Annotated in this window: 19 protein-coding genes and 1 pseudogene; 9 read left to right on the plus strand and 11 right to left on the minus strand. The window is 62.5% G+C overall.

The window, feature by feature from the left end; translation table 11 throughout:
• The first annotated feature begins 1 nt into the window (after position 1).
• Both ygfZ and ACP8ML_RS01880 read left to right on the plus strand, forming a co-directional pair.
• Positions 2–946 (plus strand): CAF17-like 4Fe-4S cluster assembly/insertion protein YgfZ, encoded by a 945-nt coding sequence (gene ygfZ, locus ACP8ML_RS01875; protein ID WP_486703012.1) that lies wholly within the window; start codon positions 2–4, stop codon positions 944–946.
• Between the two features lie 40 nt (positions 947–986).
• On the plus strand, positions 987–2,372 hold the full coding sequence (locus ACP8ML_RS01880) for a sugar transferase (RefSeq protein ID WP_065674282.1): 1,386 nt from the start codon (positions 987–989) through the stop codon (positions 2,370–2,372).
• A 25-nt stretch (positions 2,373–2,397) separates the two neighbouring features.
• On the opposite strand, the gene ACP8ML_RS01885 is transcribed toward ACP8ML_RS01880, so the two are convergent.
• From ACP8ML_RS01885 to ACP8ML_RS01895, 3 genes are all read right to left on the minus strand, one after another.
• On the minus strand, positions 2,398–3,135 hold the full coding sequence (locus tag ACP8ML_RS01885) for an SDR family NAD(P)-dependent oxidoreductase (RefSeq protein WP_065674294.1): 738 nt from the start codon (positions 3,133–3,135) through the stop codon (positions 2,398–2,400).
• A gap of 141 nt (positions 3,136–3,276) precedes the next feature.
• On the minus strand, positions 3,277–4,950 hold the full coding sequence (ptsP, locus tag ACP8ML_RS01890; RefSeq protein ID WP_486703013.1) for a phosphoenolpyruvate--protein phosphotransferase: 1,674 nt from the start codon (positions 4,948–4,950) through the stop codon (positions 3,277–3,279).
• A 5-nt stretch (positions 4,951–4,955) separates the two neighbouring features.
• On the minus strand, positions 4,956–5,222 hold the full coding sequence (locus ACP8ML_RS01895) for an HPr family phosphocarrier protein (RefSeq protein WP_004810592.1): 267 nt from the start codon (positions 5,220–5,222) through the stop codon (positions 4,956–4,958).
• A 96-nt stretch (positions 5,223–5,318) separates the two neighbouring features.
• Between ACP8ML_RS01895 and ispD the strand changes: the two genes are divergently transcribed.
• Entirely contained in the window at positions 5,319–6,122 is an 804-nt protein-coding gene (gene ispD / locus ACP8ML_RS01900) for a 2-C-methyl-D-erythritol 4-phosphate cytidylyltransferase (protein ID WP_069102905.1), read from the plus strand.
• Complete coding sequence (gene ispF, locus ACP8ML_RS01905) at positions 6,122–6,604, plus strand: 2-C-methyl-D-erythritol 2,4-cyclodiphosphate synthase (protein WP_015583259.1); 483 nt, start codon at positions 6,122–6,124, stop codon at positions 6,602–6,604. The genes ispD and ispF overlap by 1 nt, the downstream gene beginning before the upstream one ends.
• On the opposite strand, the gene ACP8ML_RS01910 is transcribed toward ispF, so the two are convergent.
• Positions 6,582–6,977 carry a PTS glucitol/sorbitol transporter subunit IIA gene (locus ACP8ML_RS01910; protein WP_069101895.1) on the minus strand — a complete coding sequence of 132 codons (396 nt, stop codon included), beginning with the start codon at positions 6,975–6,977 and terminating at the stop codon, positions 6,582–6,584. The two genes, ispF and ACP8ML_RS01910, sit on opposite strands and share 23 nt — an antisense overlap.
• A 197-nt stretch (positions 6,978–7,174) precedes the next feature.
• Here ACP8ML_RS01910 and ACP8ML_RS01915 point away from each other — a divergent pair, with 197 nt between their 5' ends.
• Positions 7,175–7,471 carry a PTS sugar transporter subunit IIB gene (locus tag ACP8ML_RS01915; RefSeq protein WP_065674346.1) on the plus strand — a complete coding sequence of 99 codons (297 nt, stop codon included), beginning with the start codon at positions 7,175–7,177 and terminating at the stop codon, positions 7,469–7,471.
• An 85-nt stretch (positions 7,472–7,556) separates the two neighbouring features.
• Here ACP8ML_RS01915 and ACP8ML_RS01920 read toward each other — a convergent pair whose 3' ends face one another.
• Entirely contained in the window at positions 7,557–8,042 is a 486-nt protein-coding gene (locus ACP8ML_RS01920; protein ID WP_004810600.1) for a CarD family transcriptional regulator, read from the minus strand.
• 196 nt (positions 8,043–8,238) lie between these two features.
• Between ACP8ML_RS01920 and ACP8ML_RS01925 the strand changes: the two genes are divergently transcribed.
• Positions 8,239–8,469, plus strand: coding sequence for a hypothetical protein (locus ACP8ML_RS01925; protein WP_117188907.1), 231 nt, complete (start codon positions 8,239–8,241; stop codon positions 8,467–8,469).
• A 36-nt stretch (positions 8,470–8,505) separates the two neighbouring features.
• Positions 8,506–9,091 (plus strand): annotated as a pseudogene (locus tag ACP8ML_RS01930) (hypothetical protein).
• 73 nt (positions 9,092–9,164) lie between these two features.
• Here ACP8ML_RS01930 and ACP8ML_RS01935 read toward each other — a convergent pair.
• The gene (locus ACP8ML_RS01935; RefSeq protein WP_016666983.1) at positions 9,165–9,845 is read right to left on the minus strand and encodes a response regulator transcription factor; all 681 of its coding nucleotides are present in this window, start codon (positions 9,843–9,845) and stop codon (positions 9,165–9,167) included.
• A complete protein-coding gene (locus tag ACP8ML_RS01940) occupies positions 9,842–11,023 on the minus strand; it encodes a sensor histidine kinase (protein ID WP_117188905.1) in 1,182 nt (393 codons plus the stop codon). The genes ACP8ML_RS01935 and ACP8ML_RS01940 overlap by 4 nt, the downstream gene beginning before the upstream one ends.
• A gap of 160 nt (positions 11,024–11,183) precedes the next feature.
• On the opposite strand from ACP8ML_RS01940, the gene phoU reads away from it, so the two are divergent.
• Positions 11,184–11,852: a phosphate signaling complex protein PhoU gene (gene phoU / locus ACP8ML_RS01945; RefSeq protein ID WP_065674300.1), complete on the plus strand. Its 669-nt coding sequence runs from the start codon at positions 11,184–11,186 to the stop codon at positions 11,850–11,852.
• A gap of 152 nt (positions 11,853–12,004) precedes the next feature.
• Here phoU and ACP8ML_RS01950 read toward each other — a convergent pair whose 3' ends face one another.
• On the minus strand, positions 12,005–12,193 hold the full coding sequence (locus ACP8ML_RS01950) for a hypothetical protein (protein WP_221269213.1): 189 nt from the start codon (positions 12,191–12,193) through the stop codon (positions 12,005–12,007).
• Between the two features lie 46 nt (positions 12,194–12,239).
• Here ACP8ML_RS01950 and ACP8ML_RS01955 point away from each other — a divergent pair, with 46 nt between their 5' ends.
• Complete coding sequence (locus tag ACP8ML_RS01955; protein ID WP_486703014.1) at positions 12,240–13,073, plus strand: polysaccharide deacetylase family protein; 834 nt, start codon at positions 12,240–12,242, stop codon at positions 13,071–13,073.
• Between the two features lie 92 nt (positions 13,074–13,165).
• Here the strand turns inward: ACP8ML_RS01955 and ACP8ML_RS01960 are convergent, their stop codons facing one another.
• From ACP8ML_RS01960 to ACP8ML_RS01970, 3 genes are read right to left on the minus strand one after another with little or no spacing between them, the layout of a single operon-like run.
• Positions 13,166–13,915, minus strand: a complete 750-nt coding sequence (locus ACP8ML_RS01960; RefSeq protein WP_065674301.1) for a phosphoglyceromutase — start codon at positions 13,913–13,915, stop codon at positions 13,166–13,168.
• Between the two features lie 33 nt (positions 13,916–13,948).
• Complete coding sequence (locus ACP8ML_RS01965) at positions 13,949–14,413, minus strand: PTS sugar transporter subunit IIA (RefSeq protein ID WP_016666987.1); 465 nt, start codon at positions 14,411–14,413, stop codon at positions 13,949–13,951.
• Positions 14,406–14,711 carry a PTS sugar transporter subunit IIB gene (locus ACP8ML_RS01970; protein WP_065674302.1) on the minus strand — a complete coding sequence of 102 codons (306 nt, stop codon included), beginning with the start codon at positions 14,709–14,711 and terminating at the stop codon, positions 14,406–14,408. The genes ACP8ML_RS01965 and ACP8ML_RS01970 overlap by 8 nt, the downstream gene beginning before the upstream one ends.
• Between the last annotated feature and the right edge of the window lie 26 nt (positions 14,712–14,737).

Genomic DNA, 14,737 nt, shown 5'->3' on the forward strand with positions numbered 1-14,737 from the left:
GATGGCTGCCCCCGTGCTGCTGACCGACGGACCCGACGCCGGTCTGGTCTCTCACGTTGCCAATCCAGTCGCCGAGCAGCGGTTGATGACTGACGGTGGCGGATGGTTGGAGCTGTCCAACCGTGAGGTATTCACGGTCACTGGAGCTGACCGACTGGGATGGTTGCACTCGTTGACCTCCCAATACCTCGACGGTCTGGAGCCTGGGCTCACGACGACGAGTCTGGTGCTGTCACCGACCGGTCACGTTGAGCATGTCATGCACGGTGTTGACGACGGCGAAACCTTCTGGGGTTGGACCGAGCCTGGACGGGGAGCCGATCTGGTCGCCTGGCTGGACTCGATGCGTTTCATGATGCGCGTCGAGGTGGCTCTGCGACCGGACATGACCGTTCGCTGGTTCGCCTCGCGGGTTACGACGCCGACGGATGCCGTCATCCTTGATTCCGAGGTGGCTGGTGGACACGAAGTCATCCTCCCGTCTGATACTCCCGCCCCCGACGAGGTCGAACAGGTCGGTGTGCTGGCATGGGAGGCGCTGCGCATCGCCGCTGGGATTCCTCGTATCGGCATCGACACGGACGAGCGCACCATCCCCAACGAGATCGGCCTGTACGGTACCCATCTCGACAAGGGGTGTTACCGCGGTCAGGAGACCGTCGCCCGGGTGTACAACCTGGGACGTCCGCCGCGGCGGCTGACCTTGCTGCAGCTTGACGGCTCCCGCGCCGAGCTTCCGGCCATCGGCTCTGAGGTCCACGCCGGTGGGCGTCGTGTCGGTGTCATGGGATCGTCTGCAACTCATCATGTTGACGGCCCCATTGGCCTTGCCCTGGTGCGTCGCGGAGTCGACGTGAGCCTGGATATGGAGATTGACGGGATCGCTGCTGGTCAGGAACCACTTGTAGACCCGGAGGTCGGCTTGCATGTTCGCCCGGTAGTGTGAGCCCGTGCCCCTGTAATCAGCAGGGTCGAGGAGGAAATACGTGAAGACGGATTATTTCAACCGCACGCAGAAATTGGTGACGGTCCTTGTTGATGTCATCGTCTTCGTGGCTGGAATTTTCCTGTCGTTCTGGATGCGTTTCGGGATGGTTATTCCGCAGCGTAATTTGGACGACGGAAAAGCTGCACTGATGGCGTCGGTGATCGCATTCCTTATTGTCAACGTTCTGTCTGGCGTTTATGTTCTGTACAACAAGACGCTCCTTGACATTGGGATCATCACTGTCGTGGACCAGGTCATGGTGACGATCATCATCATGGCGCTGACCTTCTTCGGGCGCTGGTTCGCCTTCCCGCGCTCGGTCCTCCTCATCAACCTGCTGGTCGGGATAGTTCTGCTGTTCCTGTGGCGCAGCATCGAGTTTGTTGCCTATCGCCGCTTGCGAGGGGCTAAACGGGTGATGCTGCTCGGTCCGCCGGAGATGCTCAATCGGGCCGTCATGAACTACATGGCCAACAAGGCGACCCGTCATCGCCTCACCCATGTGGTGCGTGGTCACTACCTGGGGCAGATTCGGACTCATATTGATGAATTCGACACCGCCCATGTCTCCGATGACATTCCTGCTTCCGAGCGAGTTGCCATTTACGACTTGCTGCTGAGCGAGGACAAAGAGATCTTCATGTCGACCTCGTTCGAGCACATGATGCTCATCAATCCGACGATCATGTCGATCGAGGACGAGACGATTATTGCTGCCAGTCCGTTCAAGATCCCGGCAGAAATGGATATCGTCAAGCGGTTCTTCGACATCATTCTGTCGCTGATCGCCCTGGTGATCCTCTCTCCCCTCATGCTCATCACGGCGATCCTGGTGAAGGCCGGCTCTCCCGGCCCGGTGTTCTACCGTCAGACCCGTATCACCAAGGACGGCAAGGAATTCAAGATCCTCAAGTTCCGCTCCATGGGGGTGACGGCCGAGAAGGAGTCCGGCCCGATGCTGGCCACCTCCGATGACCCACGCGTCACCCCGGTCGGCAAGTACCTGCGCAGCCTGCGTATCGACGAGATCCCGCAGCTCATCAACGTGCTCATCGGCGACATGTCGATCGTCGGACCGCGCCCGGAGCGCCCTTTCTTCGTCGATCAGTTCCAGGAGCAGAACGCCCACTACAAGTTGCGCCACAACGTGCGTGCCGGCATTACGGGGTACGCGCAGGTCTACGGCAAGTACGCCTCGGACTTCGCCGCCAAGCTCAACTTCGATCTCATCTACATCAAGCAGTACTCACTCATCCTTGACATCAAGATCATGATCCAGACGATCAAGATCCTCTTCGACAAGGTGTCCTCGCGAGGCGTTGACGAGACGGCCGAGCCGGACGAGAACATTCACCTGCCCGCCGAGGTTCAGCAGCTCGACTGACGGGCAGGGAATGCTTCCCCCCGAATCAGGACTTGCGGGCAACCTTGTACTGGGCAGCCTGAGCGCGAGGCCGGACGATCATGCGGTCGATGTTGACGTGGCTGGGAAGCCCGGAAATCCACCGCACGCACTCGGCAATGTCCTCGGCCCTCAGGGGAGAGTCGACGCCTTGGTAGACCTTGTCGGCCATGGCCTGATCGCCGTGGAAACGGACGAGGGAGAATTCCTCGGTGCGTACCATGCCGGGGCTCACCTCGCATACCCGCACCGGGTGGCCACACAGCTCCAGCCGTAGCGCCTCGACGACGGCGCGCTCACCGGACTTCGCTGCACAGTATCCGGCGCCACCCTCATAGCCCCACTCAGCAGCGGTGGAGGTAATCGTGACGATGGTTCCCTCAGCGACCTCGAGAGCCGGTAGAAGAGCCTTGGTGACCCGTCCCATGCCCAGCACGTTGGTTTGATACATCGTCATCCAGGCGTCGAGGTCGGCCTCGGTGACCGGCTCCTGTCCGACGGCGCCTCCGGCATTGTTAACGAGGAGGTCGAGCTTGCCGCCAATGGTCTCGAGGAGATTGGCGACCGACTCGTCGCTGGTGACATCGCAGACCACTGCCTTTCCGCCGATCTCGGCGGCAAGGGTCTCGATGCGTTCGACGCGGCGAGCCGCACAGATGACATGCCAGCGATCCTTGGCCAAGGCGCGTGCCGTGGCCGCGCCGATTCCCGAACTTGCTCCTGTGACCACTGCAGTCTTTGTCATGGCCCCATTGTCCTGCAGGTCAAGGGGATGTGAAAGCCCCTGTCCACCGTGAACTGTTCCTCAGAAGAAGGAATTGACTCCTCAGTCCAACTTCTGGAGGACAAGTTCAACGGGACAGGCGCTTTACGACAACAGACAACGTCAGCTGACGAGGACCTCGACGCTCGGGTCTGCCAGCTCCAGAGCAGCCTTGCGGGCCTCCTCGGGGCTGGACGCAGCCAGCGCGGCCTCGGCGATCTGGCGGCACTGATCCAGGCTGTGGCGTGACAGGGTGGCCTTGACAGCGGTGATCTTGCCGGCGGCCATCGACAACGAACGCACGCCAACACCGACGAGAACCAGAGCCAACAGGGGATCGCCGGCAGCCTCACCGCACACTCCGATGAGACGCTCGCCCGCTCCATCACAAGTGGCCTTGACCAACTGGATGACGGCAGGCTGCCACGGCGTCAGGAGCTCGGCCAACTCGCCCTGCAGGCGGTCAGCCGCCATGGCGTACTGGGTGAGGTCATTGGTGCCGATGGACGCGAAGTCCACCGTCTCCAGCACCTGGGCCGAACGCAGGGCCGTCGAGGGTACCTCGACCATGATGCCGACCGTCTTGATCCCGGCGGCGCGGGCACGCGAGGAGAACCACTCGGCCTCAGCCTTCGTGGCGACCATCGGAGCCATGACGTAGGGATCACGACCAGTCTGCTCAGCAGCCTTGGCCAGAGCCTCGAGCTGTGCGTCGATGAGGTCGGTGCGCACCTGGGACAGGCGTAGACCACGGCGTCCCAAGGCCGGGTTCTCCTCCGGGCCGAGGTCGGCGAAGGCCAGCGGCTTGTCGGCGCCAGCGTCGAGGGTGCGGAAGACAACCTTGGCTCCCTCGTCGAAGGTCTTGAGCACGGTGGCATAGGCCTCCGTCTGTTCGTTGACGGTCGGAGCATCTTGACGGTCGAGGAAGAGGAACTCGGTGCGGAACAGACCAACTCCCTCGGCGCCCTTCTTCTTTGCCGTGGGGGCATCGGACGGGTTGCCGATGTTGGCCAGGACCAGGACGCGCTCACCGTCGGATAGCGTGGCGTCGCCCTCAGGAGCGGATGCAAGTATCTCAGCGCGACGATTCGCCCGTGAGGTCAGCTCGGCGACGGCGGCCTCGTCGGGCTCGACAAGGACGGTTCCGGTGACTCCGTCGAGGGCCAGCGGGGTGCCGTCCTCGATCTCGCGAGCATCGCTGCAGCGGACGACGGCTGGGATGCCGATCTGGGAGGCCAGGATCGCGGTGTGGCTCGTCGGCCCGCCAGCGGCAGTGATGAGACCGCGGACCAGATCAGGATTGAGCGTCGCGGTGTCAGCCGGGGCGAGGTCCTCGGCGACGAGGATCACGGGCGAGTCAAACGACGGGACGCCGGGCTCAGGCAAACCTTGCATGACCGCGACGGCGCGGTCACGGACGTTGCGCAGGTCGGTGACGCGCTCGGCGAGATAGCCGCCGGCAGCACTCAGTTGGGCGCAGAAGTCGTCGAAGGCGGCCCAGAGAGCGTGGGCAGGTCCATGTCCGTCAGTCAGGTGGGACTTGACGCTGGTGAGCAGTCCCGGGTCGCGGGCCATCATCGCGGTGGCCTGCAGGACGGCGAGAGCCGATGGATCGGCGTGCAGGGAGCGCTCGTCGAGACGATCGGCGACCTTGTTCAGCGCCGACTCGATTCGGGCCATGTCGGCCTCGGTGCCCTGACTGGGATCAGAAGTGGGCAGTCCTGGGGCGGGGGAGACGAGAAGGGCATGTGCTTGTCCGACTCCGGCCGAGACCCCGAGCCCCGAGAGGGTCCGCATAGGTATCAGGCCTCCGGGTCGATCTGCAGGTTGGCGACGAGGGCGTCGAGCACCTCATCGGCATTGTCGCCCTCGGCGGTGAGCTCGACGGTCTCGCCGTGCTTGGCGCCAAGACCCATCACGGACAGGATCGAGCGAGCATCCACCGGCTCCTCGCCAGGGCGGCCGATCTTGACGGCCAGGCCGGACTTCGAGGCGGCCTGGACGAACATGGCGGCGGGACGGGCGTGCAGGCCACTCTCGGCTGCAATGGTGGTGGTGCGACTCGGCATGGTGTGCCTCCTTGGTGGGGTGAAAACGTCAGGGTCGACGATATCCGATGATAGGAGGACGCGAGCTGGTGGGTCTGGGCCGATAGAGTGCAAACCATGGTTGATGAGCACACCCCGCCTGTCGTCGCCGTTGTCGTCGCAGCCGGCCTGGGGACACGGTTCGGCGGTCCTGTTCCCAAGCAGGTGACGTCGCTGACTGGAAAGGCCGTCGTCGCCGTCGCGGTGGAATCCCTAGCTGCAGGCGGTTGCGACGAGGCCGTCGTGGTGGTGAAGGAGGGTATGCACAACCATCTGCAACTGGCTTTGGCTGCCTCTCCCATCCCTGTTCACTTCGTGACCGGAGGGGACACTCGTCAGGATTCGGTGCGCAATGGGCTGCGATACATCGCCGACGATGAGCATCTCAGTCAGGCCACCACTGTTCTCATTCATGATGCCGTCCGCCCGTTGGTTCCCGCATACATCGTCGAGGATGTCATTGGTGCGGTAGAGGCCGGGGCTGTCGCGGTGACACCTGTCGTCGAGGTCACCGACACCATTCGGCAGATCGACGGTGAGGGTTCCCGCGTCATTGACCGTTCCGCTCTTCGCGCGGTCCAGACTCCGCAAGGGTTTGATCGCGCCGTCATCACGGAGTGTCATGAGCAGTTGTCCCGTGATGGTGGGACGGTTACCGATGACATTTCGTGTTGTGAGCGTTACGGCCATCGCGCCACCTTGGTGGAAGGATCCCGAATGTCGCTCAAGATCACCGAGCCGGTCGATCTCGACATTGCTGAGGTCCTGGCCAAGGCTGCGGCTGGAGCCGGTCACCACTCCGGTCGTCGAGTTGGCCGGATGTTGCGGGCTGTCACCCCGAGCAACGTCGCCGACAAGTTGGGTCACGGGGGCAAGGAATGATGGAGATCCGGACCGGTATTGGGGCCGATGTCCATCAGCTGAGTGAAGGCGTGCCGATGCACATTGCTGGCCTTCACTTCCCCGACGAGAAGGTCGGTTTGGCTGGCCATTCCGACGGTGACGTCGCCTGCCACGCCATTTGTGACGCCTTGCTCTCCGCGACCGGCCTGGGGGATGTTGGCTCCGTCTTCGGAACCTCGGACCCGCAATGGGCCGGAGCTGCCGGAGTGGCGCTACTGGGCCATGTCGTTGAGCTCGTCACTGCCGAGGGATGGGCGGTCCAGAACGCAGCGGTGCAGATCGTGGGGCAGCGTCCGCGCATGGCGGCCCGGCGCGCTGAGGCGGTAGCGACGCTGACGCAGACCGTCGGTGCTCCAGTGTCAGTGTCCGCGACGACGACCGATCATCTCGGATTCACCGGCCGCGGTGAAGGGGTGGCAGCGATCGCGTCAGCCCTTGTCACTCGGCAGGCTCGATCGTGAGGATCGCGCCCTGGCTGGGCAGCTGCGGCTGCGGCCCGGAAACCTTGATGGCTCCGGCGAGCAGCGACTGGTCGGGGGAGTTGAAGTACAACACGACATGGCCGAGGTCACCGAGGTTTGAGGTGGCTGACTCTCCGACCTCATCGATCGTGTAACGGGTACCAGCGATGTTGAGGACGTCGCCAGGAACGATTTCGCGCTTGGGCGTCATGGGGGAGCGGCCGCCGCGGTTGTGGAGCACGCAGATGTCGGACAGAGCATCAGGTACAGGTTCGCCGAACAGGACGATGACGCCGGTGTCCAGCATGTCCTGAGCTCCCTTGCCGGCGCGGAGCACCACGGCATTCCACAGTGTGCTGGACGTAGTCGCCATGGCGGACCCTCCTCGAGACGGGCGCTGTGCCCTTGACGGCACGGTACCATCCCGTCCAGTCTCCCAAAGACCCGTGATCACCACGGGACCCACCCCACCGAAGGGGCATGGACGGGATACGTTTAACATCGTGGAGGAATCCCTTGGTGGGCCACATCCAAGGGCAATGAGGTTTCCCTGAGGGAGGGGTGGTCACCATGATCGAGAAGAAGATTCTCGTCTGCTGTGGCACCGGTATCGCGACGTCGGTACAGGTCGCCAATAAGCTTCAGCGGCTGCTGCGTGAGCGTGGAGTCAATGCCAAGATGGAGCACTGTCGCGTCGCAGAAGTGCCGAGGGTCATCGAGGAATTCACCCCTGACGCAATCGTCTCGACGACTGCAGTGAAGCAGCCCAACGAGAATGTCAAGATGTTTCGCGGTGTTGCATTCCTGACCGGCGTTGATGAAGGACGGCTGGCTGACGAGATTGCAGACGCGCTGAAGTCGTCGTGATCCTGCGGTGACACTTCGTGACATGAGCAATGGGGGTTCACCAAATTTCTGGTGCACCCCCATTTCACGATTAAGGTGAACAGCTTCAGGAGGCGAGAACCTCGTCGAGCATCTCTTCGGCCTTGTCGTCCTCCACCTTCTTGGCGAGGGCAAGCTCGGAGACCAAGATCTGACGAGCCTTCGAGAGCATCCGCTTCTCGCCAGCCGACAGGCCGCGGTCGCGCTCGCGGCGCCACAAGTCGCGAACAACCTCGGCGACCTTGAGGACGTTGCCGGAGTGGAGCTTCTCGAGGTTGGCCTTGTAGCGACGAGACCAGTTGGACGGCTCCTCGACGTTGGTCTTGCGAAGAACCTCGAAAACCTTCTCAAGGCCCTCGTCGTCGACGACGTCACGAACGCCGACAAGATCAAGATTGCTGGCTGGCACTCGCACAACCAAATCGTTCTGTCCAAGAATTCTCAGAACGAGGTAGAGCTTTTCCTCGCCCTTGATAGTGCGAGTCTCGACGTCCTCGATCACAGCAGCGCCATGATTCGGGTAGACAACGGTTTCACCAACGTTGAAAGTCATTTGTGCGGCCCCTTTCGGGGATTAATTCTATCACATAATAATTGTTGAAGTCAATTATTAATTCGCGTGGGCGTCCGAAATGGTGCTACGGTCTGCCTCTCACTGTCGGGCCGTCGGGATTGCGGAAGTCCCTCGGATCTGGCCTTGGGAAGCGGGAACGGTCTGGTCCCGCTTCGCCGTGTGGGGATGAGATGCGATGATCGTGGAAAAGAGACCGGCCAACGCCCGATCGCTGACGCCGTGGCCCTCCTGCCCTGGAAATGTTCGCAATGACGAGGCGATCTACGCATTCACCACAGCGACCGGAATTACAAAATTGTCACATGAGATCAATATTGACATTGACAAGAATATTCGCATTCTCATGTCCGAGATCTTGAATGTCTCTAGGGTGTTCTCCAAGGAGGTCCTCGACGCCGTCGACTGAAATAGTGATTTCGAGAAGTCTGCTCACTCGTCGACTGTGCTGGAACCGATCGGCACCCCCGGTGACGCCAGTTCAGCTAAACTCAGCAGCGATCATGCACCCCGGAAGAGGAGATTCCACGATGATCGACCGTCGCCGGACGACTGCTGCCCTTGCTGCCGTCGGGGTTCTTGGGTTGGCGGCTTGTGGCGCCGATCCCAAGGTCCTCACCAGTTACACCCCTGCGGCCGGTGTCAGCGGCGAGTCCGACACCGTCAAGGTGCAGAACCTGTTGCTCATCAATGGTGACGGTCAGGCTCGTGTCTCCGCCGCCGTCATTTCCAGCAAGAACGACAAGGTTGTCGGAATCACTGGTCAGCCGCTCAAGTCGGACAACTCCCTGGCAGGGCAGTCCTTCACCGTGACTCCGGTCGGTGTCGATCTTCCGGCTCACGCCTCGGTCAATCTCACCAAGTCCGATCTTCAGGCTCCCGTCGAGGGACTCTCGGACGGCTTGTTGGCCAAGGTGACGATCAAGTTCGCGAACTCTGCACCGATCACCCTGGATGCACCGGTCGTGCCGTCCACCCACCCGGATTTCGAGAAGTATGCTCCCTCGGGGTCCCCGTCGGCCCAGTCCTGACGGGTTCTTTGAACATACGACGCGGCCCCCGGTCAAAACCGGGGGCCGCGCTTGTCGTTTCGTGGAGACCGTGTCAGGCCTGGAACTTGTAGCCGAGTCCACGCACGGTGATGATCCGCGCCGGATGCGAGGGATCCTCTTCGATCTTCGCGCGCAACCTCTTGACGTGGACGTCTAGGGTCTTGGTGTCGCCGACGTAGTCGACTCCCCAGACTCGGTCGATGAGGGACGCGCGGGTCATGACACGCCCGGCATTGCGCAGCAGCACCTCGAGCAGGTCGAACTCCTTGAGGGCGAGGCGCACGGTCTTTCCGTTGACGCTGACCTCGTGGCGCTCGACGTCCATCCGCACCCCGTTCTCCTCAAGGACGTCGGGGGAGACCTCGATCTCCGGGCCTCCTCGGCGAGTGACGGCGCGGATGCGTGCTACCAGCTCGCGGTGACTGAAGGGTTTGGTGACGTAGTCGTCAGCTCCCAGCTCCAGACCGACGACCTTGTCGATCTCGGAATCCCTGGCCGTCACCATGATGATCCCGACGTTGCCACGCTGACGCAGCTGCCGGCAGACCTCGGTCCCCGGGATTCCCGGCATCATGAGGTCAAGCAGGACGATGTCGGCGCCATTGCGGGAGTAGCTTTCCAGTCCGTCGGCACCATTGGCCGCGGTGTCGACCTCAAATCCCTCCTTGCGCAGCATGAAGGCGGTGGCCTCGCGGTAGGACTCCTCGTCCTCGATGATGAGTACGCGGGTCATGACTCCTCCTGATCGGATTCGTTGTAGTGGTCGGCGTCAAGGGTGGGTAGTCGAAGGGTGAACGTGGACCCCTGGCCCAGTTTGCTCCACACGTCGACGGATCCCCCGTGCGCCTGGCAGGTGTGCTTGACCAGCGACAACCCCAGGCCGGTTCCACCGTTTTCCCGGGATCGGGAGTAGTCAACCCGGTAAAACCGTTCGAAGATGCGTTCCTGGTCGGCCTCGCCGATGCCAATTCCGTTGTCGGCCACCGCAATCTCGATGACGTCGGTGTCGACGTCATGGACTCGTCTGGCCGAGACCGCCACCCGCGCCTTCGGCTCGGAGTACACGATCGCATTCTGAACGAGATTGGCGATGGCCTCGGTGAGCTGACTCTGGTCCCCGAGAACCCACAGGTCGTCGTCGCAGCGGGCCACCAGGGAGACCTCCCGGGTGGTCGCGAGCTCACGATGACGAGAGACGGCCTCGTCGATGATGTCGGCAACGGGCACTGGTTCGGCGCGAAGCAGGGGTTCGTCCGCCTGCAATCGGGACAAGTCAATGATCTGTGTCACGAGGGCGGACAGCCTCGTTGACTCCGCGGTCAGGCGCTGGGAGAAATGGCGGACGGCATCGGGGTCATCGGCGGCACCCTCGATGGCTTCGGCGAGGATGGAGACGGCGCCGATGGGGGTCTTCAATTCATGAGAGACGTTGGCGACGAAGTCCCTGCGGGTTTCGGCAAGCCTGATGTGTCGGGAGCTGTCCTCCGCAGAGATGATCGCGTTGCCGTGCCCGTCAAGAGGTCCCACGCGCACGGTGAGGATGAGGTTGGCTCCGGTGGATGCCCGCTTCAACTCCATGGTGTCGACAATGTCGCGGTCCTCTCGTCGCGCGGTGCGGACCAAATTGAGGAGGGCGGCGTCGGCGATTCGTGAGCCGCGCACGAGTTCCATTGACCGGGCGCCCACGGTGGTGTGTAGCACCTCGTCATGGGGGCCGACGATGACGGCCGCTTCAGTGGCCAGGTCGAGTGCTCGGGCGAGAGTTGGATCGACCTCAAGGGCCTCAACGTCGGTGGCGAGGGTGTCAACGGGGTGACGAGATGATTCCACCGCTTGAATGATGAGGACCGTCAATCCGGCGCCGACAACTGCACCAATGATCGCTGCCAGAACCATGCCCACGCTTTGCATAATAGGGGGAAGGTCGTCATCCTCGTCACCCGCACGTCACAAAGTGATGCCGTGATCACTGGTCGTTCACCCAAGGTTCACTGTCTTGCCACTCGGGGGAAATGTCCTGGTCGATAGGGTCGATAGGCTTGACGAGACCCCACTACGGAAGGACACCGGCATGCGTGAGAGCTACCACGACGAGCTCAATGCCACCAGCGGCAGGATCTTGACGATGGCCGAGTTGGTTCGGGTTGCCGTCAAGGACGCCACTGAGGCTCTCATTGGTGCGGACCTGACCACCGCTGAGCGCGTCATCTCCGATGACTCGAAGGTCGACGCCCTGAACGAGGAGATCGAACGTCGTTGCTTCGACCTGCTTGCCCGTCAGGCTCCGGTCGCCGGCGAGCTGCGCACGGTCGTCGCGGTCCTGCGGATGTGCTACGAGCTGGCCCGCATGGGAGATCTTGCTGCCCACGTCGCGAAGATCGCCCGTCTTCGCTTCCCCGAGGTCGCGGTGCCTCCGCAGGTCGCCGATCAGTTCGTCGAGATGTCGAGGATCGCGAATTCCATGATCGCGAAAGCCGAGAAGACGCTGGCGGATCGTGACGCGCAGGCCGCGGAGCTCTTGGCGTCCGAGGATTCCAAGATGGATGAGTTGCGGCGCGACCAGTTCCGCCTGCTCCTGGGCGATGACTGGACCTACGGCGTCGAGAGCGCGGTCGACACGGCGTTGCTCGGTCGCTACTACGAACGCATCGCCGATCACGCGGTTGCCGTCGGCTCCCGAGTCATCTACATCGTCACCGGCAAGGCGCCGGCTGGCGAGGACTGGCCCAGCGCATACTGATCACATCGGCACGTCACGACCCCCACGCCGGTGTGTTCCGTCGGCGAAATGGGGGTGTCGGGTTTCGAATTGGGATCGCTTGTACTCAGTACGTACAATCGAGAGGCCCAACTCGCCGTGGTACACGGCTGATTATTGTCAGTGAGGTCTTGTCACATGGCTTTTGCCTTCCGCAGAAAAACGATGGCTGGAGCTGTCGTTCTCGTCACCACCGTTTCGATGGCCATCGCCGGATGTGCCACGAACGATCCGGAGTCTGGCAACTCCCCGTCGAAGTCGGCTGCCAGCGCGGCCCAGTCCTCGAAGGCGCCGGCATCCAAGTCTCCCGCGGCCAAGCCCAGCGTCTCGAGTGGCGCGAGTGCGCCAGCGGGAATGCCGAGTGGTCCGGTGCCTGCCGGCAAGTACGGCGTCGGTGCCGCTGTGACGAAGCCGGATTGCACGGAGCCCCCGTCGAGCTACTCGTCCCTCAAGGCCCCCGGCACCGTCGTCAAGGACATTGACGGTCTGGAGCCCGGCACGAACCATGGAACGGCTGCCGACAAGTACGCCTACCCGGCTGCTGTTGTGAATCAGTGGCTGAAGAAGCCCTCCACCCAGCCGAAGAACAAGAAGATCGTCTTCGTGACCTTCGACGACGGTCCGACGGCCAAGTTCACCGGTGAGCAGCTCGACAACCTTGAGAAGGCCGGTGCCCGCGCGACCTTCTTCATGATCGCCCCGCAGCTGCGTGACGTGAACAAGGAGATGCTCAGCCGTTCGCTCAAGATGGGCAACGCCCTAGCTGTGCACTCCTACTCGCACGACTACAATTACCTCTACCCCGGCCACGCCGCCAGCGCCAAGCACATCAGCTGTGACTGGGACTGGGCCACTGCCCAGTCGCGGGCAATCCTGGGATCGAGCTACTTCTCCTCGGCCTTCCGCTACCCGGGCGGTCACATGTCCTGGACCAAGCTGTCCCAGGCTGACCAGGCTCTGGCCAAGCGCGGCGTTGCCTGGATCGACTGGAACGCCATGAGCGGCGACGCTGACGTCCAGCGTCCCAAGACCGTCGACGGTTACCTGAAGATGGTCAAGAAGACCATCAACGAGTCTGGTGACCCGAATGTCGTCGTCATCCTCAACCACGACACCTACGGAAAGCAGATGACGGCCGAAGCCATGCCGTCCATCCTCAAGTGGCTCAAGAGCGAGGGCTACGAGTTCGGTGTGATCTCCTGATCCCACCTTCATCTGCACATGGAGCGGCGCCCCAGAGATCATCTCCGGGGCGCCGCTCCATGTGGTTCCAGGACTTGGATGCCGTCACGAACTCACTTGTTTCCCTGGTTGGCGACGGCCTTGGCGCCAGCGGCAGCAGCCTCAGGGTCGAGGTAGCGGCCACCCTTGGTGACGGGCTTGAGGTCGTCGTCAAGCTCGTAGAGCAGCGGGATACCGGTTGGAATGTTGAGTCCGGCGATGTCTTCGTCGCTGATCTCGTCGAGGTGCTTGACGAGGGCGCGCAGGGAGTTGCCGTGGGCAGCCACCAGCACTGTCTTACCGGCCTTGAGGTCAGCAGCGATGTCGGAGGTGAAGTACGGCACCATGCGGGCTACGACGTCCTTGAGGCACTCGGCGACGGGCCGCTCGGCCTCCGGGATGTCGGCATAGCGCGGGTCATTGAACTGGCTGTACTCGCCATCGTGCTCGAGGTTCGGCGGACGGACGTCGTAGGAACGGCGCCAGGCCATGAACTGGTCGTTGCCGTACTTCTCCTTGGTCTCGGCCTTGTTCAGGCCCTGCAGAGCGCCGTAGTGACGCTCGTTGAGGCGCCAGGAGCGACGCACCGGGATCCAGTGACGATCACAGCCGTCCAGGGCCAGGTAGGCGGTGTGGATGGCGCGACGCAGCAGAGAGGTGTGGACGACGTTGGGAAGGAGGTTCTCCTCCTTGAGCAGGTCAGCGGCGTGACGGGCCTCGCCCTCGCCCTTCTCGTTGAGATCGACGTCCACCCAGCCGGTGAAGAGGTTCTTGGAGTTCCACTCGCTCTCGCCGTGGCGGAGCAGGATGAGCTTTGCAGTCATGTTTCCACCATAGTGCGCGTCGGTGACGTAGCGTCAGTCGGCTGGCTCGATGGAGTCCAACACCTTCTGCAGAGCAGATCTGACATCGGCCTCGTCGCCGTCCAGGAGGAGCTGGCAGTACGACGGTTCCTGCAGCAGGTCGATCACAGCGCCGAGCATCCGGACCTGGTTGTGCGGGGCGGTCACCAGAGGCCAGATGCTCAGCCGGGCGTCGAGCGCTCGTTCGGGGTCGTCCATGGCGTGGAACACGGTCTTGTGAGCGTTGCGGCACAGGAGGAGACCGGGAGCTACGACATGGTCCGGGTCGACGTGGGGGATCGCGACCTGTATGTGCCCGAAATCCAACCCAGTGGGATAAGTGGCCTCCCGGGCCTCGGCCGCGGACAGGAATGACGCCTTCACAAGCCCTTCATCGGCAAGCCGGGAACTGATAGCGGCGAACAGTTCGTGGGACGTCTCGACGCCCAAGTTCGCGATGATGAGACGTGGCTCAGTCATTCAGCCCCTTGAGGTCGTCGGCGATCTGGTCGGCGAGTTCGTCGGCACCTACCCCGGTCAGCAGAGGGGTGCCTCGGTATACCTTGACCCCCTCGTCAGGGGGATTGATCGCAGTGGTGACGACGATGGCGTCCGGCTGGAAGGTCTCCACCTGGGCCGGGACGTTGGCCGTCTTGCACTCCTTCATCGTCGCGGCCACGCCTCGATCACGCAGCATCCGCTGCAACTTGTTGGCCACCTGGACGGAGGTGGCGATGCCAGTGCCGCAGCAGACCAGAACCTTCTTGTTGATGACCATCAACACCTCTCCTCGCGTAGATGATG

It is taken from the genome of Cutibacterium sp. LaCa_255 (assembly GCF_057458005.1).

What these genes read in the sequence shown, in the direction of transcription:
- ygfZ (WP_486703012.1), top strand. Translation starts at nt 2, where the DNA reads ATGGCTGCCCCCGTGCTGCTGACCGACGGACCCGACGCCGGTCTGGTC.
- ACP8ML_RS01885 (WP_065674294.1), bottom strand. Translation starts at nt 3,135, where the DNA reads ATGACAAAGACTGCAGTGGTCACAGGAGCAAGTTCGGGAATCGGCGCG.
- ptsP (WP_486703013.1), bottom strand. Translation starts at nt 4,950, where the DNA reads ATGCGGACCCTCTCGGGGCTCGGGGTCTCGGCCGGAGTCGGACAAGCA.
- ACP8ML_RS01895 (WP_004810592.1), bottom strand. Translation starts at nt 5,222, where the DNA reads ATGCCGAGTCGCACCACCACCATTGCAGCCGAGAGTGGCCTGCACGCC.
- ispD (WP_069102905.1), top strand. Translation starts at nt 5,319, where the DNA reads ATGGTTGATGAGCACACCCCGCCTGTCGTCGCCGTTGTCGTCGCAGCC.
- ispF (WP_015583259.1), top strand. Translation starts at nt 6,122, where the DNA reads ATGGAGATCCGGACCGGTATTGGGGCCGATGTCCATCAGCTGAGTGAA.
- ACP8ML_RS01910 (WP_069101895.1), bottom strand. Translation starts at nt 6,977, where the DNA reads ATGGCGACTACGTCCAGCACACTGTGGAATGCCGTGGTGCTCCGCGCC.
- ACP8ML_RS01915 (WP_065674346.1), top strand. Translation starts at nt 7,175, where the DNA reads ATGATCGAGAAGAAGATTCTCGTCTGCTGTGGCACCGGTATCGCGACG.
- ACP8ML_RS01920 (WP_004810600.1), bottom strand. Translation starts at nt 8,042, where the DNA reads ATGACTTTCAACGTTGGTGAAACCGTTGTCTACCCGAATCATGGCGCT.
- ACP8ML_RS01925 (WP_117188907.1), top strand. Translation starts at nt 8,239, where the DNA reads ATGATCGTGGAAAAGAGACCGGCCAACGCCCGATCGCTGACGCCGTGG.
- ACP8ML_RS01935 (WP_016666983.1), bottom strand. Translation starts at nt 9,845, where the DNA reads ATGACCCGCGTACTCATCATCGAGGACGAGGAGTCCTACCGCGAGGCC.
- ACP8ML_RS01940 (WP_117188905.1), bottom strand. Translation starts at nt 11,023, where the DNA reads ATGCAAAGCGTGGGCATGGTTCTGGCAGCGATCATTGGTGCAGTTGTC.
- phoU (WP_065674300.1), top strand. Translation starts at nt 11,184, where the DNA reads ATGCGTGAGAGCTACCACGACGAGCTCAATGCCACCAGCGGCAGGATC.
- ACP8ML_RS01960 (WP_065674301.1), bottom strand. Translation starts at nt 13,915, where the DNA reads ATGACTGCAAAGCTCATCCTGCTCCGCCACGGCGAGAGCGAGTGGAAC.
- ACP8ML_RS01965 (WP_016666987.1), bottom strand. Translation starts at nt 14,413, where the DNA reads ATGACTGAGCCACGTCTCATCATCGCGAACTTGGGCGTCGAGACGTCC.
- ACP8ML_RS01970 (WP_065674302.1), bottom strand. Translation starts at nt 14,711, where the DNA reads ATGGTCATCAACAAGAAGGTTCTGGTCTGCTGCGGCACTGGCATCGCC.